The sequence below is a fragment of the Sutterella sp. KLE1602 genome (assembly GCF_001578585.1).
GTDB lineage: Bacteria > Pseudomonadota > Gammaproteobacteria > Burkholderiales > Burkholderiaceae_F > Sutterella > Sutterella wadsworthensis_A.
Window position 1 is genome coordinate 1 of record NZ_KQ968485.1, and the last position, 18,754, is coordinate 18,754.

The window sequence follows — 18,754 nt, forward strand, 5'->3', positions numbered from 1 at the left end:
GAAGTCGGATGTTCCCTCGCGGCAATTCTATGGAACCTCGGGTATACGAACCGTCCGACGGCACGCGCATCGTCGCGCACGTCGTTTATGGTCTGCACACCGTCTCGATCCTGCTCGGACTGATGACGGGCGCCTCCATTGCAGGCGCCTTCATCTTTTCGTGGCCTTCCATTCTGGCAGTGATCCTGAACTACATCTTCCGCGGTGACGCGGAGGGGACGTACCTTGAAAGCCATTTTGCATGGCAGATCCGCACCTTCTGGCTGGCGGCGCTCTGGCTCGTCGTGACGGGGCTCTTCGGCTGGGTCCTGCTTTTCTTCGGGATCGGATTCTTCATCTTGATCATCGGCTTTCTCGTCCTCGGCGTCTGGATTGCGTACCGCATCGGCTACGGCTGGCTCAGGCTCGGACGTCACGAGGCGCTGCCGCTTTGAGGGCGGCACGGGAAGGACGCAAAGGAACAAAACGAAATGGCTTTGGGAGCAACCGTCTACAAGGCGACGATCGACGTCTCGGACCTGGACCGCGACAGCTACGGCAACTACGTGCTCACGATCGCACGTCATCCTTCTGAAACGGAGGAGCGCCTGATGCTCCGCGTGCTGGCGTTCTGCAGGCTGGCGGGCGAACGTCTGGAGTTCGGCCGCGGACTTTCAACGGAAGGCGAACCCGCGCTCTGGGAGATTGACGACACGGGTGCGATCGTCCAGTGGATCGAGGTGGGATGTCCCGACGTCAAGCAGGTGAGAAAGGCTGCGGGCCGCAGCGAACACGTGCAGATCGTCGCCTACGGCGAGGATCGCGTCGAACCCTGGTGGGAGGGAAACAAGGGAGACTTCGCCAAGATCGGCAAGCTCACGATCGTGAGCGTGCCCGACGATCAGGTGACGGCGCTTGCCTCGATGGCGTCGCGCAACATGAAGCTTGCGGTCACGATCCAGGACGGCATCCTCTGGATCAGCGACGATCGTGATTCACTTCAGATCGAGGTGACGGTCCTGCAGACCGAGCACGAGCGGTACTCGGACTTCTGATCCGCATCGCGCAAAAAATGGACATGATGACAAACCGTTCATCACCCTCTATGATGAAAAGCAAGGAGCAGGTGCATCGCCAGACAATCAGATCAGCTCATGAAGAGATACGGGTGCGACGCAGATCTCGATGTGGTGATGAGAGCTTGGTTCCTGCGAATCTTTCAAGATGCGACTTCGGGCCGCAGGGTTTTCTGCGTGCTTTGCTCTCATCTTTTTCATGAAAAAGAAGAAGCCGCCTGAAGGGCGGCTTCTCTCATTTGGTGCGGAGGCTGTCCGCCATGCGCCAGAAGGCGCCCTCGAGATAGAGGCGGAGCTCCTCGTCGGAGACCGTCTCGCGAAGGGCCATTCGCATGCAGAGCATCCATTCATCGCGCGCCTCGCCGTCAATGGCGAAGCTTCGATGGCTCTCCCTCAGCATGGGCATGCCGTGGCGCTCCTGATAGAGCGCGGGACCGCCGAGCCAGGTGCTGAGGAATTCGGTCATGCGCAGCTCGTACTTGGAGAGGTCCTCCGGGTAGAGGCTGCGAAGCCTCTGGGCCCCGGGAAGCGTCTTCAGAGCCTCGATGTAGGCCTTGACCAGCCGAATGACACCCTCCTCGCCGCCCAGGCGTGCGTAGAGAGAATTGAGATTCGACATGACGTCCTTTCCCCTTATGAAAAAACCTGCCAGGCGCCGATCAGCAGCATGGTCCAGCCGACGGGCAGAGAGAGCAGCCTGCGCAGCCAGCGGTTCTCCGGCGTGAAGCCGAAGCCGCAGATCCAGCAGATGCTCATGCCCATCATCATGAGGACGAACCAGCCGTGCGGCACCGACGCGCCGTCCGTGGCGACGGCGCGCGGATAGATCACGACCAGAGCCACGACGGCGGCAGCCGCGAGGATGGACAGCGTGCGGATGAATCCGTTGGCGCCGGGCGTCTTCTTGAGTTCGTCAGTGCTCATTCTTGGACAGGACGACTTCAACGACGGAAGCGAGAAGGATGGCAAAGGCCAGACCCATCACCCAGTAAAAGTAAGCCATGGTTGTTTCCTCTTTCAGTCGGGACCGGCTGGGCCGGCCCCGGTTGTCGGATGTTGCGCTCGATCAGTAGAGCGAGTGCGAGTTCTTCTCGATGTATTCGCTGTTGAGCTTGCCGCTCATGACCTTGTAGGCCCAGCCGGTGTACAGGAGCACCAGCGGGAGGAAGATCAGCGTGACGAACAGCATGATTTCAAGCGTCAGCTGCGAGCTCGTGCAGTCCCAGAGGGTGAGGCCGGCGTTGGGCATCGTCGAGGACGGCATGACGAACGGGAACATCGCGAGCAGCGGCGTCAGGATGATGCCGAGCAGCGAGGCGGCCGAGAGCACGAAGGCGAAGCCGGGCTTGTTCGCACGGACCATGACGGCGCCGCCGAGCGCACCGATCACGCCGAGAGCGGGCACGAGCCAGAGCACGGGCACGGAGGCGAAGTTGGCGAACCAGGCGCCGGCCTGGACCTCGACGGTCTTGGCGAGCGGGTTGGCCGGGCCGGCGGGGTCAAGACCGGCGACGGCGACGTAGCCGTCGATGCCTGCCCAGACCCAGAGGCCGCCGATCACGAAGAGCACGGCGGAGACGATGCCGGCGATGAAGGCGACGCTGCGGGCGCGGGCCTGCAGGGCACCTTCAGTGCGAAGCGTCAGGTAGTTGCCGCCGTGGGCCACGATCATGACGAGCGAGAGCACGCCGCAGAGCAGGCCGAACGGATTCAGCAGGCCGAAGAACGAGCCCGTGTAGATCGGACGCATCGTTTCGTCGATGTGGAACGGAACGCCCTGCAGCAGGTTGCCGAAGGCGACGCCGCAGATCACCGGCGGGATGGCGGAGCCGAGGAACAGGAGCCAGTCCCACGTCGTGCGCCACTTCGTGGCGGCCACCTTGGAGCGGAAGTCGAAGGCGACGGGACGGAAGATGAGGGCCATCAGCAGGACGAGCATCGCCCAGTAGAAGCCGGAGAACGCCGTAGCGTACATCATCGGCCAAGCGGCGAACATGGCGCCGCCGCCGGTGATGAGCCAGACCTGGTTGCCGTCCCAGTGCGGAGCGACGGAGTTGATCATCACGCGGCGCTCGTTGTCGTCCTTGCCGAGGAACGGCAGGAGCGAGCCGACGCCCATGTCGTGGCCGTCCATGACGGCGAAGCCGACGAGCAGCACGCCGATGAAAAGCCACCAGATTACTTTGAGGATTTCATAGTCGATCATGTCAGAGCCTCGGCTTAGTTGCGTTCAAAGTGGTAGCGGCCGGTGCCGAGAGCGCTCGGGCCGCGCCTGCTGATGCGGATCATCAGCCACATCTCCACGACCAGCAGGGCGGTGTAGAGGACGCCGAAGCCCAGAAGCGAACCGGCGACGTCACCCGCGGTGAGAGCGGAGACGGAGAGATGCGTCGGAAGGACGTTGTAGATGGTCCAGGGCTGGCGGCCGTATTCGGCGACGAACCAGCCGGCTTCGCTGGCGATCCAGGGAAGCGGCAGGGCCAGCACGGCGAGGCGCAGGTACCAGGCCTTCTCGGCGATTTCATTCCTGAAGGAATAGAAGAGGCCGAGGACGAAGACGAGGGCCATGGCCAGACCGGAGCCGACCATGATGCGGAAGGACCAGAACATCGGGGTCACGGACGGAATCGTGTCGGCGGCAGCCTGCTTGATCATTTCGGGCGTGGCGGCGTTGACGTCGTTCGTGTAGCGCTTCAGGAGAAGACCGAAGCCGAGGTCGTCGCGCACGGCGAGGAACTGTTCGCGGAGCTGTTCGTTGGCGGGATCCTTGCGGAGCTGTTCAAGTACGCCGATGGCCTTCTGGCCGTTGACGATGCGCTGCTCGGCCTGGGCCGTGAGCTCCTTGATGCCCGGAATCTCGGTGGAGAGGGAGCGGGTGCCCATCAGGCCGAAGAGCCAGGGCACGTCGATCTGGGCGTGATTCGTCTGGGCGGCTTCGTCGGGGATGGCGAAGAGCGTCAGCGGAGCCGGAGCCTCATGCGTTTCCCAGATGGCTTCCATGGCGGCGATCTTGGTCGGCTGGTCCTTCGTGACGAGGTAGCCGGATTCGTCGCCCATCTGGATGGTCATCAGGGTGGCGATCATGCCGAAGACGGCGGCGAGGCGGAAGGAGGAGCGGGCGAACTGCAGGTCCTGACGGCGGAGCATGTAGTAGGCGGAGATGGCCATCACGAAGATGGCGCCCGTCATGTAGCCGCCGGCGACGGTGTGGACGAACTTGGCCTGAGCCCATTCGTTCGTGAGAACGGCCCAGAAGTCGACCATTTCCATTCGCATCGTCTGGAAGTTGAACTCAGCGCCGACGGGATTCATCATCCAGGCGTTGGCAACGAGAATCCAGAGGGCGGAGAGGTTGGAGCCCACGGCCATGAGGATCGTAGCGGCAAGATGCTTGCCCTTGGAGAGGCGGTCCCAGCCGAAGAAGAAGAGGCCGATGAAGGTGGACTCAAGGAAGAAGGCCATCAGGCCTTCGATGGCGAGCGGGGCGCCGAAGATGTCGCCCACGTAGTGGGAGTAGTAGGCCCAGTTCGTGCCGAACTGGAACTCCATGGTGATGCCGGTGGCAACGCCGAGGGCGAAGTTAATCCCGAAGAGCTTGCCCCAGAAGCGGGTCATGTCTTTGTAGATTTCCTTGCCGGTAAGGACGTACGTCACTTCCATGGCCACGAGCATGAACGAAAGTCCGAGCGTCAGGGGCACGAAGATGAAGTGGTACATCGCGGTCACCGCAAACTGAAGGCGGGACAGGTCAACAAGATCAGATGGGATCATTGAGGACTCCAGATGTTATTTGGTTGGATTGGCTTTGGCAGGTGCGTCCGCAGCGCCCAGCACGACGTTTCCGACAACGTCGGCATTCACTTCGGGACGATGCTCGGGACTGAAGAAGAAGTACCAGAGGCCGAAGATGAAGAGAAGCTTGCACGCGATCACGACTGCGATTTCGCGGCCGAGCTTCGACTTGCCAGGGGAGACGTTGTTGGTTTTCATTGCTGGGAAATACGACGGATGCACATCAACAGGTTCATGCTAAGGCCGTCCGAGCCGAAAAAACCGCAGGAACTTTCTAACAAAACTTGCAAATTGACTAAAACGACATGAGTGTGTCAGTATGGCAGTCAGTTTGACATGCGGAGTGGCAGATATGTCAGTCAGTTCTGAGTTGAAGACCGTCCTCGACGCGTTTGACGATCCGAGGCTTCTCGTGAGGGCGGACCATACGGTGGCGTATGCCAACCGCGCCTTCGTGAGGCGCTACGGGCGGCAGGATTTTGCAGGAAGGAGCTGCTATGAGCTTCTCTTCCACAAGTCGTCGTGCTGCGCCGAATGCGGCGAGCGCTGTCCGCTTGAGAGCGCGGCCGTCACGGGGGCGTCCGAGACGGTGCTGCGCAGGGAGCTCGGGCCGACGGGCGTGCGCTATCTCGAGCTCTGCAGCACGCCGCTCAAGGGGGCGGACGGAAGAGCGGTGCTCTTCATGGAGTCGATTGCGGACCGAAACGGCACCCAGGAGCCCCTGAATCTCAGGGGTGTCGTGGCCGAGTCGCCAGCCACGAAGGCCGTCCTCGAGAAGATCTCGCTCGTCACCGCGCTCGACGTGCCCGTGCTCTTCATCGGGCCTTCGGGGAGCGGCAAGCGGGAGTTCGCCCGCCTGCTTCATGAAAACTCCCGCCGCGCAGCACACTCCTTTCTCTGCGTCGACTGCAGGGGGCTGACGCCCGCAAAGCTCAGCAGGGAGCTCCAGCTCACCGCCCCCTTCGGTCTTTCCGGCGGCACGCTGTATCTGAAGGGCATCGAGGAGCTCTCGGCCGACATGCAGGGCGCCGTGCTCAGGATGCTCGAGACGGGCAGCTGGGTTGACACGGAGGGCGCGAGCTGCGAGCGAGCCGACATCCGCCTCGTCTGCGGAACGAGAAAGTCGCTGGCCGAACTGCTGGAGGCGGACGTCCTGAGGGAGGAGCTCTACTACAGGCTTTGCGTCTGCCCGATCCGGGTGCCCGGACTGGAGGAGCGTGCGGAGGACCTGCCCGAGATCGTGCGCCTCACGCTTCAGAGCCTGAAGGCGAAGGGACTCGAGCTCAGGCTTGCTCCGGGCGTCTGCGAGGCGCTTTCCCGCCGCACGTGGCGGGGTCACGTGCGCGAACTGCAGGCCGTGCTCGAGCGCGCGGCCATCTTCAGCCGCGGGGAAATCGTCGGCGTCGAGACCCTCTTCGACGACGAGCCTGTTCCTGCCGAGGGGCGGGACGCCTCCGAGGAGGCGCGCCTGCGTGCTTTAATTAGAGGCTGGAAGGGATCCAGAGCCGACCTTGCCGCGCATCTCGGCGTGAGCGAGCGCACCGTCTATCGCTGGATCGAACGTAGCCGTCAGGAGAAATGAAAGTGGGATGCCCCGAAGAACTGCTGTTTGATCTGGTCGAAGGAGAGGAGCACAGAGAGGTTGCGCTCGCAGACGGAGCCCTCAGCTATGCCGTGGCCTCATGCAGGAGCGGCCCGTGTGCGGGCACGATCGTGCTCATTCACGGCGTGGGCTCCAATGCGAGCCGCTGGGAGGAGTTTACGGAGCAGACGCCGCTGCGCGAAGGCTGGCGGATCATTCGCCTTGACCTGAGGGGACACGGTGCGAGCGAGTCCCGCGAAAAGGCGACGCTTGAGATTCATGCGGCCGACCTGATGCGGGTGCTGGACGACGCCGGCATTGAGAAGGCCGTGCTTGTCGGGCACAGCCTGGGCGCACAGATCGCCATGCGTGCCGCCGTGCTGTACCCGGACCGAATCCAGGGCATGGTGCTGATGGATCCTCTGGTGACGTCCGCCCTTACGCCCTCCGCCCTCGCGCATCGCAGGAAGTATCCGCTTCTCGTCACCGTGGAGTTCCTCGCCCGCATGCTCAATGCGCTCGGCATCCGCCGCCGCATGCCCCACTACAGCCTCAGGGCGCACGACCGCAAGGCGCGGGAGATGTTGGCCCGAGGCGGCGACGCCCTGCAGGCCTTCATCGACGAATACTCGTCCCCGCTCAAGGACCTCGGCCACATTCACACCGCCTGCTACATGCGCGACATTCTCGAAGTGGGCCGCGAAACGCCTGATCTCTCCGGCGTCGGGTTCCCCGTGCTGGTGATCGGCGCGTCGTCGGGAACCTTCACGGATGCGGGCCGCATGCAGGAATGGGTCAGGAGTCTTCGCGACGGTTCCTGGGCCGTCGTCAACTGTTTCCACTGGCCTCTGACGGAATGTCCCGAGGAGGTGAGCCGCATCATCGAGGAATGGATCGGAAGGGAGTTCCGCGGCTGAGCGGGAGCCTGTGAAGGGAAAAAGAAAAAGCCTGCGGCATTTGAGCTGCAGGCTTTTTTGATGTTCGACGCGCGGCATCTTATTTGGCGGCGGGCGCTTCCTCGTCTTCGCGGTTGATCGTGATGCGCACGATCGGCGGGGCGGCCTCGACGTCCTTTTCGGTCAGGCCCCAGAGGGCGACGAGATCAGCTTGGGACGGCGGCTCTTCGGCGCTGGCCTTGCGGGCGCGCCTGCAGACAAGGGAGGCGCGGACAAGCTTTTCGACGACGTCGAGCGAAAGGCAGTTAAGATCGGGAAATTCAACGCGGCAGTGCTCGATGTCGATGTTCTTGATCTTGTCTTTGAAATCCTTGACGACGTCTCGCTCGGCCAGATAGAGGACAAGCGACTTTTCATGGGATTCGACGGCAAAGAGCGGCCCGTCGAGTTCATAAAAGGCGAGTCCGAAGCGCATGCTTTCACGAACGCCTCGGGCAGAGCGGCGAATCATGCTGCAGACTCGCGCCATAGCAACGCGCCGGTCGTTGGGAAGGCTTTGCAGATAGCCTCCGACCGTCGTAGCGGCAGGAACCATGAATAGCTTCTCCGATGAAATTTTGTAGTAAAGACCTACAATTTTATCAAAATTTGGCCTATCTTGGCCGAAAATCGGAGCAGGAATGTGATTCCGCCTTCAACAGGCATCAACGCCAGAACGTGTAGTCGGCCTCAAAGGGGCGCGAAAGACGCTGTCCCTGCTGTGATGCGGAGCACTTGGTGAGCGGCATTCCGCCTCGGGTATTGGTGCGCTCCACATAGCGCACGCCCGCGAAGGTTCCCTTCTTCGGGGCCGAGGCCTTGAAGACGGCGTCGGTCAGATCCTCGGCGCTTCGCCTCGGTCCGTTCGTGAGGACGGACATCTTCAGGGTGGTGCCGTCGGAGGCGGTGATGCTCCAGTCGGAATTGAGCGTGCCCACCTTGGTGTTGCCGCGGTAGAGCCCTCCCGAGGGATGCGAGAAGCGCCAGTAGAAGCCCTTGGCGTCGTAGGAGCAGACGAAGTGCATGCGGCCCCTGGCCGTGCGGGTGGAGATCCTGCTGGCGGAGCTGATGGCGTCGCGCCAGTGGGAGACGCTCCTGCCGTCCTGACCGGAGACGCCCGGCGTGCCCTGGGGCAGGAGCGACGAACAACCCGCAAGCACTACGGCACAGGCGATTGCGGAAAAAGCGACAAGAGGACGTGGCGAACGGAGGGGCATGGCGGTCGAAATGCGGAGATTGCGGGCGGGTCGGCCGAGGATTAGCGTGAATAGGACAGGCGTCCACGGCCGCGGGCTAATACAATCAAACATAATAATCGGATACATGAGTGTCAACCTTGGTAGAGTTAACGGGTTTTGCCGATGACTCAAAAGAGGCTTCGGACACAGGATCAGAACGGTCGCAGCTCCGCCCAGGAGATAGCGGTGCGGCCATCATTTTTACGGGGGGACTGCAGTGTTCCAAATTCGCATTCACGGCCGCGGCGGACAAGGTGTTGTTACGGCTGCGGAGATGCTGGCGCTCGCCGGCTTCATGGAGGGCCATCATGCACAGGCCTTCCCGAGCTTCGGCTCCGAACGCACGGGCGCGCCGGTTGTGGCCTTCGCCCGTCTCGCATCTTCCGAGATCCGCCTGAGGGAGCCCGTGCTTGAGCCGGACGTCGTGCTCGTGCAGGACAAGACGCTGCTCGAGAGCGTCGACGTGTTCAAGGGCCTGCGCGAGGACGGCTATGTACTCATCAATTCGAGCGAGACGCCCGAGGCTCTCGGACTTGAGGATCTGAAGAAGCGTCTGCCTGAGGGGCACTTCCTCTGCGTGCCGGCCACGGCCTATGCTCTTGAAAAGATCGGCCGCCCCCTGCCCGGCGCCGCAATGCTCGCGGGCATGGCCGCCATGACGGGCAGCATGAAGCTCGAAAGCGTCATCGCCGCCTACAACGAAAAGTTCTCGGGCCGTGTCGCCCAGGCCAACGCCGAAGTCGCGAAGCTGGCCTTTGATTCGGTCAAGTCGATGCTCGGAGGTGTTCATGCTTAAGCAGTTGGAAGGCAGCCAGGGCGTTGCCCAGGCCGTGGCGCTCTGCCGCCCCGAAGTCGTCTGCGCGTACCCGATCTCGCCGCAGACCCACATCGTCGAGGCCCTTGGCGCGCTCTGCCGCAAGGGCGTCCTCAAGGATTGCGAGTACATCAACGTCGAGAGCGAGTTCGCGGCCATGTCCGTTGCCATCGGCGCATCGGTTGCCGGCGCCCGCGCCTATACGGCCACCGCCTCCCAGGGCCTGCTCTTCATGGTCGAGGCGGTCTACAACGCGTCCGGTCTCGGACTCCCGATCGTCATGACGGTCGCCAACCGTGCGATCGGCGCACCGATCAACATCTGGAACGACCATTCGGACTCCATGAGCCAGCGCGACAGCGGCTGGATCCAGCTCTTTGCGGAGACCAATCAGGAGGCCGTCGACCTGCACATCCAGGCCTTCCGCATCGCGGAGGAGCTCTCGCTGCCCGTCATGGTCTGCATGGACGGCTTCGTGCTCACCCACGCCTTCGAGCGCATGGACATTCCCTCCCAGGAGGACGTCGACGCGTTCCTGCCGCCCTATGAGCCGCGTCAGGTGCTCGATCCCGATCATCCGTACTCGATCGGCGCCATGGTCGGCCCCGAGGCCTTCACGGAAGTCCGCTGGCTTGCCCACAAGCGCATGCTCGATGCGCTGCCTGCCATTGAAAAGGCGTCTGCGGACTTCGCAGAGCGCTTCGGCCGCAAGTCGGGCGGTCTGCTCGACACCTATCGCATGGAGGATGCGGAGGTCTGCGTGCTTGCCATGGGCTCCATCCTCGGCACGATCAAGGACACGGTGGACGAAATGCGCGAGGCGGGCGTCAGGATCGGCGTGCTCTGCCTCAAGAGCTATCGTCCGTTCCCCGACGAAGCCCTTCGCGAGGCCGTCAAGTCCGTCAAGACGCTCGTCGTGCTCGAACGCATGGTGAGCGCAGGCAGCGGCGGCGCGCTCTATCTCGACGTGCTCAAGGCCGTCCGCAGGGAGCCCGTGGAGCTTCGCAGCGTCATTGCCGGCCTTGGCGGCCGCGCGGTCACGAAGGCGAGCCTGCGCGCGGTGTTCGAGTCCGCCTGCAACGGTACGCTCCCCGACGAAACGGTGTTTCTCGACCTTGACAGGACGCTTGTCGAGCATCAGCTGGCCCGCGAGGCCGAACAGCGCCACACCGGCCCCGTGGCCGAATCGTTGAACCGTGAAGTGAATGAAAGAAAGATTCTTCAGGGCGAGGAGATTTAAAGAATGAGCGAGGTCGTACATTTCTATCAAACGGGAACCTTCACCGTAGGCAACCGTCTTGTCACGCCTGAAGAGCGTGCGGGGCAGGCCTCCATGGAGCGCACCAATGCGCTCACGTCCGGTCACCGCGCCTGTCAGGGCTGCGGCGAGGCGCTCGGCGCCCGCTACGCGGTTGATGCGGCGATGCGCGCCGTGAACGGCCGTTTGGCCGCGGCCAACGCCACGGGCTGCCTTGAAGTCTTCTCGACGCCCTATCCTGAAACGAGCTGGCAGCTGCCCTGGTTCCACTCCCTCTTCGGCAACACTGCGGCGGTGGCGACCGGCATGGCCGCCGCCTTCAAGGTGAAGGCGAAGAAGTCGGGCGGCGCTGAAACCCGCGTGATCGCCATGGGCGGCGACGGCGGCACGACCGACATCGGGTTCGGCTGCCTCTCCGGCATGTTCGAACGCAACGATGACGTGCTCTACATCTGCTACGACAACGAGGCCTACATGAACACGGGCGTGCAGCGCTCGTCCGCCACGCCTCCCGCCGCCCGCACGGCGACGACCCAGGTCGCGGGCGACGAACCCGGCAACGCCTGGGGCCAGGGCAAGGACGTGCCGCTCATCGCAATGGCGCACGGCATTCCCTACGTCGCGACGGCGACCGTGGCCGATCTTCGCGATCTTGAGCGCAAGGTGACGAAGGCCATGAGCGTGCGCGGTGCCCGCTACATCCACATTCTCGTGCCTTGCCCGCTCGGCTGGGGACACGGTTCCGGCCTGACGGTTCAGATGGCCCGCATGGCTCAGCAGACCGGCATCTTCCCCGTTTTCGAGGCTGAATACGGTGAAGTCACCGGCGTGAGCAAGATCCGCCGCAAGATTCCCGTCGAGCAGTATCTGAAGCCGCAGAAGCGCTTCGCCCACCTGTTCGGCAAGAACGCGGACCTCACCGTCATCGCCCGCATTCAGGCCATGGCGGACCGCAATATCAAGGACTACGGCCTGATCGACGAGGAAGAGGTCGAAACGCATCCGACGGCGGTTCAGGGTGATGAGCGTGCTCATCACTTTTGATAGAGAAGATTAGGAGATATCTGTGAGCAGCAAACCCTTTGCCATTACGCTCGATGTCGGCACGTCGCTGGCCAACCGCACCGGAAGCTGGCGCACGCTGCGCCCGGTCTATGTGAACCGCCTCCCTCCGTGCAATGCCAAGTGTCCCGCCGGCGAGCAGTGCCAGGCATGGCTCTACCATGCTGAAAGCGGCGACTACCGTCACGCCTGGGAGAAGATCGTCGAGGACAATCCCTTCCCCGCCTGCATGGGCCGCGTGTGCTACCACACGTGCGAGTCCGCCTGCAATCGCGGCGAGCTCGACGAGTCCGTCGGCATCAACGCCGTCGAACGCTTTCTCGGCGACCATGCGCTTGAAAACGGTTGGTCGTTCAAGAAGCCCGAGACGAAGAGCGGCAAGCGCGTTCTTGTCGTGGGCGCAGGTCCTGCAGGCCTTTCCGCCGCCTACCATCTCGCCCGCATGGGTCATGAGGTCTGCGTGCGCGACGGCGCCAAGGCCGCAGGCGGCATGATGCGCTACGGCATTCCGAAGTACCGTCTGCCCCGTGAGGTTCTTGACAAGGAGATCGCGCGCATCGCCGAGCTTGGCGTGAAGTTCGAGCTCTCCCGCGAGGTGACCGATCTGGCCGCCGAAATGAAGGAAGGCGGCTTTGACGCCGTGTTCCTCGGCGTTGGCGCAAGCCTTGCCCGCCGAGCCTACATTCCCGCCGGCGACGCCGCGCACGTGCTTGACGCCGTTACGGTGCTCCGCTCCATGGAAGGCGAGGAGCAGCCGCTTCTGGGCCGCCGCGTGGTGGTCTACGGCGGCGGCAACACCGCCATCGACGTGGCCCGCACCGCAAAGCGCCTTGGCGCCGAGCCGCTGGTCGTTTACCGCCGCACCCGCGAGCGCGCTCCCGCCCATCAGTTCGAGATCGAGGAGGCCATCGAGGAAGGCGTGCACATGAAGTGGCTCTCCACCATTGCGCATGCCGACGAAGGCGAGATCCGCATCGAGAAGATGAAGCTTGACGAGAGCGGCCGTCCCGTCCCGACGGGTGAGTTCGAGACGGTGAGCGCCGACAGCGTCGTGCTCGCCCTCGGTCAGGAGACGAACCTGAAGTTCCTCGAAGGCATCGACGACCTTCAGATGGAGAACGGCAGCGTCGTGGTCGACGGTTCGATGATGACGGGCTGTCCCGGCATCTTCGCCGGCGGCGACATGGTGCCGGGCGAGCGCAACGTGACCGTGGCGATCGGCCATGGCAAGCGAGCCGCCCGCTCGATCGATGCCTGGCTTGCCGGTCGTCCGATGCCTGCCGCCGAAGAACGCCAGCCCGCGACCTTCGGCCGTCTCAACACGTGGTACTACGCGGATGCGCCCAAGTCCGTGCGTCCCCAGCTTGACCTCGTTCGCCGTCAGACGACGTTCGACGAGGTGGTCCAGGGGCTCACCGAGCAGACTGCGCTCTTCGAGGCCCGCCGCTGCATGTCCTGCGGCAACTGCTTCGAGTGCGACAACTGCTACGGCGTCTGTCCTGACAATGCCATCATCAAGCTCGGTCCCGGCAAGAAGTTCCGCATCAACTACGAGTACTGCAAGGGCTGCGGCATCTGCGCCAACGAGTGTCCCTGCGGCGCGATCGACATGGTGCCCGAGTCCATCTGATGCACCTGATGCCGTCCGGTCAAGAGACCGGACGGGCCGTAAAAAATGAAGGAAGCACCGTTTTCCAACGGTGCTTCTTTCGTTATGGGCTGTAGGGGCCGTTGACCTTCAATCGCCGCCGACGTTCGTCTTCAATGTCAGAGCGAGCGCGCAGGCGATGAGTAGAACGGTGGCAAGGTAGGGCGCGCCTGCAAGGACGGGATGCATGTGGTGGTCCGCCGTGATCATGAGCAGAGGAGTGCCGATGAGCGGCGAGATGGCGCCCGTGAAGCTGTTGAGCGAGCTGACCGCTCCCATGTTGACGCCCTGTGTGCTTGCTTCGCAGCGCCTGCTGATGAGGCCCTGAATGGTCGGCCCCACGATGCCCATGACGGCGAAGAGGCAGACCATGGCGAGACTCACCGCGCCCGACGGCGAAAGCGCGATGACGAGCATGGAGGAAAGGCCGATGAGGAGGCCCGTCACGATGATGTGTCCCGGCGCGAGCTTCTGGACGAGACGCGGCAGGATGAAGCCCTGCGTGAGGCTGATCGAGAGGCCGAGCGCAAAGATCGACATGCCGATCATGAGCGGCGTCCAGGCGTAGCGGTATTCCGTGTAGAGCGCCCAGGTGCACTGCATCAGGCTCTGTGCAAGCGTGAAGAGTGTGATGACGACGAGCAGCGGGCGAAGACTGAGGTTGCCTGCCAGGCTCCAGATGGCGGAGAACGGGTTGAGGCGTCCGAGGGAGAGCGGAGCCGTCGACCTGACCCTGAGGCTCTCGGGAAGGATGAAGAAGCCGTAGAGGAAGTTGAGGGCGCAGATGGCGCTTGCGACGAAGAACGGAATTTTGGGATCGGTCTGGCCGAGCACGCCGCCCACGGCGGGGCCGAGCACGAAGGCAATCCCGAAGATTGCGCCGATCTTGCCGAAGGAGGCGATGCGCTGGTGAGAGGGCGTCACGTCGGCGATGTAGGCCTGCGCCACCACGATGTTGGAACTCATCATGCCGCCGACAAGTCTCGAGAGCAGGATGAAGGGCAGGGACTGGCTGACGGCGGGCACGATCATCATGATCGAAAGGCCGAGAATGCCCGTAAGCAGCACGGGACGCCGTCCGATGCGGTCAGAAAGGGCGCCGAGGATGGGCGCGAAGAAGAACTGCATCAGGCCGTAGCTCACCATGATTGCGCCGTACCAGCTGGTCTGCAGGTCGCGCGTGTCAGCGAGCGATCCGATGAGCCTCGGAAGAACAGGAACAATGAGCCCGATGCCCAGTGCGTCGAGGAAGACGCAGGCAAGAACAAACCCAATTGCAGGCTTTCTCATCATGGGACAGGGGCGCGGAAAGAAGCTGACGAAGATCCAATATTACCGCGAGTCGCAGGGCGGCGCGGAAGGGGCCGAAGGGCTGCCGCAGGCCGGAGAGGCCGGGCTGAGCCTAGGCGGAACCCACCCAGTCGCTTTGATGCGAATCAACAGTTGTAAATCTGATTGACATTTTGGTGGCTGTGAAGCTTGGAAGAAGAGGGTGTTGGAGGTGAAGTTTTTGGTAATGTAAACAAATGCGTACGAATGCCGCCGAGGCTTGGTCGCCGAAGGCAGAAAAAGGCCGTACGAAAGAAGAATGTCACCTGGAGTACAACAATGAAGCGAGTCTTCAATTTTGCGATGCCGTTCCTGCAGGCATCGCTTGTCAAGCAGATTTTGGTCGGTCTGGTACTTGGCATTGCGCTTGCCTATGCGGCTCCCGCCGCAGCCGTCAGCTGCGGCTTCCTCGGCACCGTCTTTGTGACGGCTCTTAAGGCCGTCGCCCCGATTCTGGTGTTCGTGCTCGTGATGAGTTCGATTGCGAACCAGAACCTGTCCGGCGAAAACCTCCACATCAAGCCGATCATCGTCCTCTATCTGATAGGCACCTTCTCCGCCGCCATCGTTGCGGTCGTGGCGAGCTTCATGTTCCCCACGAAGCTCATCCTGACGGCGACCGACGCTGTGGCCACCACCCCCGGCGGCATCGGCGAGGTGCTCGGCAACGTGATTCTCAACGTCGTTGACAATCCCGTCCACGCCATCTCGTCCGGCAACTACATCGGCATTCTCGCCTGGGCCATCGCCATGGGCGTCGTGCTGCGCCATGGCACCGTCGCCACGCGCGAAGTGCTCAATGACGCCGCCAAGGGCGTCGAGTTCGTGGTCCGCCTCGTGATCCGCTTCGCCCCCGTCGGCATCTTCGGCCTCGTTGCGAACACCTTCGCCACGACCGGCGCCGAAGTCTTCATCGGCTACATCCAGCTTCTCGTGGTGCTTCTCGGCTCCATGTTCTTCGTGGCTCTTGTCATCAATCCGTTCCTCGTCTGGTTCTGCACCCACAAGAATCCGTTCCCCGTGACGCTGATGACGCTCCGCGAATCCGGCGTGGCCGCCTTCTTCACCCGCTCGTCCGCCGCGAACATTCCGGTCAATCTGGAAATCTGCCGTCGCCTCGGCCTGCCTGAATCCACTTACTCCATTTCGATTCCCGTGGGTGCCACGATCAACATGGCCGGCGCCGCCATCACGATCACCGTGCTGACGCTTTCCGCCGCCTATTCGCTCAACATTCCCGTTGACCTCGGCACGGCCGTGTTCCTCTCCTTCGTGGCCTCGATCTGCGCCTGCGGCGCCTCCGGCGTGCCGGGCGGCTCCCTGATGCTCATCCCGCTTGCCTGCGGTCTCTTCGGCATCGATCAGAACACCGCCATGCAGGTGGTCGCCGTTGGCTTCATCATCGGCGTGCTCCAGGACTCCTGCGAAACGGCCCTGAACTCCTCGAGCGACGCGCTCTTCACGATCGCCGCCTGCCAGCGCGCCGAGCGTCTGGAACGCGGGGAGTAATCCTTCCGAAATGCAGGGACGGACTTGCGCCGCCCTGCTGATTTAAAATTGCCGAAGTTTGACTTCGGCAATTTTTTTGACTTCATCCGACGATATGCGACGTTTCAATACCCCGATCGAGGTGCTAAATCAGGTTTTCGGCTACGAGTCCTTCAGGGGCTTTCAGGAGGAGGTGGTTGAAACCGTCGTGTCGGGCAGGGACGCTCTGGTGCTGATGCCGACAGGCGGTGGCAAGAGCCTCTGTTATCAGATTCCCGCGCTGCTGCGCGACGGCGTGGCCGTCGTGGTCTCCCCCCTGATCGCCCTCATGCAGGATCAGGTCGATGCGCTGGACGAAGTCGGCGTGAAGGCGGCCTATCTCAACTCGTCTCTCACGCCCGAGGAGGCCTCCAGAGTGAAGGACGAGCTTCTGTCGGGCAGGCTGGATCTGCTCTACGTGGCGCCCGAGCGCCTGATGATGAGTTCTATGCTCTCGTTGCTCGACAGGGTCAACGTCTCGCTCTTCGCCATTGACGAGGCGCACTGCGTGAGCGTCTGGGGACATGACTTCCGTCCCGAGTACGGAGAGCTGGAGCTGCTGAGGACCCGCTATCCTCAGGTTCCCCGCATTGCGCTCACGGCCACGGCCGACGAGAAGACGAGGGCGGAGATCGTCGGAAAGCTTCTCAACGACGCCAGGGAGTTCGTGGCGAGCTTTGACAGGCCGAACATCTTCTACCGCATCGTCGACAAGCGCAACATCAAGGAGCAGCTCCTCAACTTCATCAAGTACGAGCATTCGGGTGACAGCGGCATCGTCTACTGCCTGGCCCGCCGCACGACCGAGGAGATTGCGCAGTACCTCTCGGGCTGCGGTATCGAGGCGCTGCCCTATCATGCGGGCCTTCCCGCAGAGGAGAGGGCTCGCAATCAGGCAAGGTTCCTGCGTGAGGACGGCATCGTGATGGTGGCGACCATCGCCTTCGGCATGGGCATCGACAAGCCGAACGTGCGCTTCGTGGCGCACGTGGACATGCCCAAGTCGATCGAAGGCTACTTTCAGGAAACGGGGCGCGCGGGACGCGACGGCGAGCCCGCCGACGCCTGGATGGCCTACGGCCTCAACGACGTCGTCAACCAGCGCTTCTTCATCGATGCGAGTGATGCGGACGAGATGCACAAGCAGCTCTGTACGCAGAAGCTCGATGCCATGCTCGGTCTGGCCGAGGCGCCCGACTGTCGAAGGCAGAGGCTTCTGGCCTACTTCGGCGAAAAGTCCGAGCCCTGCGGTCACTGCGACAACTGCCTCGAGCCGCCCGACCTCCTCGACATGACGGTGCCCGCCAAAAAGTTCATCTCCTGCATCTACCGCATTCGCGAGGCGAGCGGCGTCTGCTTCGGCGCTCAGCACGTCATCGACGTGCTGATGGGCAACATGACGGACCGCGTGGCTCGCTTTTCCCACGACAAGCTCTCGACCTGGAGCATCGGACAGGACCTGTCGGCGGCCGAGTGGCGGATTCTGCTTCGCCAGCTTGTCGCACGCCATGTCGTCTGGGTGGATCCGACGGCGCGCAATGCGCTGAGCCTTGGAGAGGCTGCCCGCGACCTGCTGCGGGGCAACATGAAGATCAGCGTGAGAAAGCGTGTGGCGGAAACGCGCAGGAAGCGCCGCGAGCATTCGCAGACGGAGGCCCTGCTGCAGGAGTTCTCCAAGCGTGACAGAAGCCTCTACGAAGCGCTGCGCCAGTGGAGGAGTGATGAGGCGAAGAGCCTCGGCAAGCCTCCCTACGTCATCTTCAAGGATGCGACCCTGCTGGAGATAGTGCGCGAGCGCCCGACGTCCCCTGAGGCCCTGAGACGCATCTCAGGTGTTGGCGAGAAGAAGCTCGTCAACTACGGCGACGCCGTGCTCGACATCGTGGCGGCGGAAAGCTGAGCCGACGGGGATCCGCATGAAACAAAAAAAGAGCAGCCCATGAGGACTGCTCTTTTTGCTTGGACTCTAGAGGACTCAGCGGACCACCGTGGTCTGAATGCCCTGATTGTCGAGTTGGCTCTGGACTTCAGACGCCTCCAGCTTGTTGTCGAAGGGGCCGATGCGGACGCGCCAGACGCTGCCCGCCTTCACCACCTGCACATTGCTGATGCCTGCGGTGAGGGCGAGGGAGCCCGTAAGGTCATGGGCGCTCTTCTCTTCCTTGAAAGCACCGGCCTGCAGCCAGTAGCTGCCGCCAGCTCCGGCGGCGGGCGTCTGAGACTGAGGCTGGGACTGGACCGGCGGAGCGACGGTCACGGTCTTGACGCCGGACGAATCGTCCTGTTCGGCGCTCTTTTCCTGCTGCTCATTGAGGGCGCGGTTCGGATCGATGCCGCCCGCGAGCTTCTGGGCGGGGTCGACGTCAGCGGTCACCTTCTGAACCTTCTCGACGAAGGGGATCGGGCTGTTGGTGATGAACACCGCCGCGGCTGCGCAGATTGCGCAGCCGGTGACGACGCCGATCAGAAAGCCGGCAAAGCCGGAAGCAAGATTGGTACGGGCCACTGTGGATA

At 62.8% G+C, this 18,754-nt stretch carries 19 protein-coding genes; 10 read left to right on the forward strand and 9 right to left on the reverse strand.

What is annotated here, in order from left to right; translation table 11 throughout:
• Window positions 1-29 precede the first annotated feature (29 nt).
• Both HMPREF3036_RS00420 and HMPREF3036_RS00425 read left to right on the forward strand, forming a co-directional pair.
• Window positions 30-434: a DUF4870 family protein gene (locus HMPREF3036_RS00420; protein WP_062330758.1), complete on the forward strand. Its 405-nt coding sequence runs from the start codon at window positions 30-32 to the stop codon at window positions 432-434.
• A gap of 36 nt (window positions 435-470) precedes the next feature.
• Complete coding sequence (locus tag HMPREF3036_RS00425; protein ID WP_062330761.1) at window positions 471-1,034, forward strand: YaeQ family protein; 564 nt, start codon at window positions 471-473, stop codon at window positions 1,032-1,034.
• A gap of 256 nt (window positions 1,035-1,290) precedes the next feature.
• On the opposite strand, the gene HMPREF3036_RS00430 is transcribed toward HMPREF3036_RS00425, so the two are convergent.
• The 5 genes from HMPREF3036_RS00430 to cydP form a co-directional block, all read right to left on the reverse strand.
• Window positions 1,291-1,674 carry a group II truncated hemoglobin gene (locus HMPREF3036_RS00430; RefSeq protein WP_062330764.1) on the reverse strand — a complete coding sequence of 128 codons (384 nt, stop codon included), beginning with the start codon at window positions 1,672-1,674 and terminating at the stop codon, window positions 1,291-1,293.
• A 14-nt stretch (window positions 1,675-1,688) separates the two neighbouring features.
• Window positions 1,689-1,979, reverse strand: a complete 291-nt coding sequence (locus HMPREF3036_RS00435; RefSeq protein WP_005434195.1) for a cyd operon YbgE family protein — start codon at window positions 1,977-1,979, stop codon at window positions 1,689-1,691.
• Between the two features lie 142 nt (window positions 1,980-2,121).
• Window positions 2,122-3,261, reverse strand: a complete 1,140-nt coding sequence (gene cydB / locus HMPREF3036_RS00440; RefSeq protein ID WP_062330767.1) for a cytochrome d ubiquinol oxidase subunit II — start codon at window positions 3,259-3,261, stop codon at window positions 2,122-2,124.
• Between the two features lie 14 nt (window positions 3,262-3,275).
• Window positions 3,276-4,826: a cytochrome ubiquinol oxidase subunit I gene (locus HMPREF3036_RS00445; RefSeq protein ID WP_005434198.1), complete on the reverse strand. Its 1,551-nt coding sequence runs from the start codon at window positions 4,824-4,826 to the stop codon at window positions 3,276-3,278.
• Window positions 4,827-4,841: 15 nt separating this feature from the next.
• Window positions 4,842-5,045, reverse strand: coding sequence for a cytochrome oxidase putative small subunit CydP (gene cydP, locus HMPREF3036_RS00450; RefSeq protein ID WP_005434200.1), 204 nt, complete (start codon window positions 5,043-5,045; stop codon window positions 4,842-4,844).
• A 154-nt stretch (window positions 5,046-5,199) separates the two neighbouring features.
• Here cydP and HMPREF3036_RS00455 point away from each other — a divergent pair, with 154 nt between their 5' ends.
• Both HMPREF3036_RS00455 and HMPREF3036_RS00460 read left to right on the forward strand, forming a co-directional pair.
• A complete protein-coding gene (locus tag HMPREF3036_RS00455) occupies window positions 5,200-6,429 on the forward strand; it encodes a sigma 54-interacting transcriptional regulator (protein WP_005434201.1) in 1,230 nt (409 codons plus the stop codon).
• Window positions 6,426-7,346, forward strand: a complete 921-nt coding sequence (locus HMPREF3036_RS00460) for an alpha/beta fold hydrolase (RefSeq protein WP_038006350.1) — start codon at window positions 6,426-6,428, stop codon at window positions 7,344-7,346. Before HMPREF3036_RS00455 ends, HMPREF3036_RS00460 begins: the two co-directional genes overlap by 4 nt.
• Window positions 7,347-7,425: 79 nt before the next feature.
• Here HMPREF3036_RS00460 and HMPREF3036_RS00465 read toward each other — a convergent pair whose 3' ends face one another.
• A complete protein-coding gene (locus tag HMPREF3036_RS00465) occupies window positions 7,426-7,836 on the reverse strand; it encodes a DUF1801 domain-containing protein (RefSeq protein WP_231289334.1) in 411 nt (136 codons plus the stop codon).
• 193 nt (window positions 7,837-8,029) lie between these two features.
• On the reverse strand, window positions 8,030-8,581 hold the full coding sequence (locus tag HMPREF3036_RS00470; protein WP_147645216.1) for a DUF3455 domain-containing protein: 552 nt from the start codon (window positions 8,579-8,581) through the stop codon (window positions 8,030-8,032).
• 238 nt (window positions 8,582-8,819) lie between these two features.
• On the opposite strand from HMPREF3036_RS00470, the gene HMPREF3036_RS00475 reads away from it, so the two are divergent.
• The 4 genes from HMPREF3036_RS00475 to HMPREF3036_RS00490 are packed head-to-tail and all read left to right on the forward strand — an operon-like array spanning window position 8,820 to window position 13,366.
• Window positions 8,820-9,398 carry a 2-oxoacid:acceptor oxidoreductase family protein gene (locus HMPREF3036_RS00475; RefSeq protein ID WP_005434209.1) on the forward strand — a complete coding sequence of 193 codons (579 nt, stop codon included), beginning with the start codon at window positions 8,820-8,822 and terminating at the stop codon, window positions 9,396-9,398.
• The gene (locus HMPREF3036_RS00480) at window positions 9,391-10,656 is read left to right on the forward strand and encodes a transketolase C-terminal domain-containing protein (RefSeq protein ID WP_062330770.1); all 1,266 of its coding nucleotides are present in this window, start codon (window positions 9,391-9,393) and stop codon (window positions 10,654-10,656) included. The genes HMPREF3036_RS00475 and HMPREF3036_RS00480 overlap by 8 nt, the downstream gene beginning before the upstream one ends.
• A 3-nt stretch (window positions 10,657-10,659) precedes the next feature.
• Entirely contained in the window at window positions 10,660-11,718 is a 1,059-nt protein-coding gene (locus tag HMPREF3036_RS00485) for a thiamine pyrophosphate-dependent enzyme (RefSeq protein WP_062330774.1), read from the forward strand.
• 22 nt (window positions 11,719-11,740) lie between these two features.
• Window positions 11,741-13,366, forward strand: coding sequence for an NAD(P)-binding protein (locus HMPREF3036_RS00490; protein WP_005434215.1), 1,626 nt, complete (start codon window positions 11,741-11,743; stop codon window positions 13,364-13,366).
• Between the two features lie 108 nt (window positions 13,367-13,474).
• Here the strand turns inward: HMPREF3036_RS00490 and HMPREF3036_RS00495 are convergent, their stop codons facing one another.
• Window positions 13,475-14,677: a tetracycline resistance MFS efflux pump gene (locus HMPREF3036_RS00495; protein WP_005434217.1), complete on the reverse strand. Its 1,203-nt coding sequence runs from the start codon at window positions 14,675-14,677 to the stop codon at window positions 13,475-13,477.
• 315 nt (window positions 14,678-14,992) lie between these two features.
• Between HMPREF3036_RS00495 and sstT the strand changes: the two genes are divergently transcribed.
• Window positions 14,993-16,222 carry a serine/threonine transporter SstT gene (sstT, locus tag HMPREF3036_RS00500; RefSeq protein ID WP_005434218.1) on the forward strand — a complete coding sequence of 410 codons (1,230 nt, stop codon included), beginning with the start codon at window positions 14,993-14,995 and terminating at the stop codon, window positions 16,220-16,222.
• Window positions 16,223-16,316: 94 nt separating this feature from the next.
• On the forward strand, window positions 16,317-18,140 hold the full coding sequence (gene recQ / locus HMPREF3036_RS00505) for a DNA helicase RecQ (protein WP_005434219.1): 1,824 nt from the start codon (window positions 16,317-16,319) through the stop codon (window positions 18,138-18,140).
• A 75-nt stretch (window positions 18,141-18,215) separates the two neighbouring features.
• Here the strand turns inward: recQ and HMPREF3036_RS00510 are convergent, their stop codons facing one another.
• Entirely contained in the window at window positions 18,216-18,746 is a 531-nt protein-coding gene (locus HMPREF3036_RS00510; RefSeq protein WP_005434220.1) for an SPOR domain-containing protein, read from the reverse strand.
• Between the last annotated feature and the right edge of the window lie 8 nt (window positions 18,747-18,754).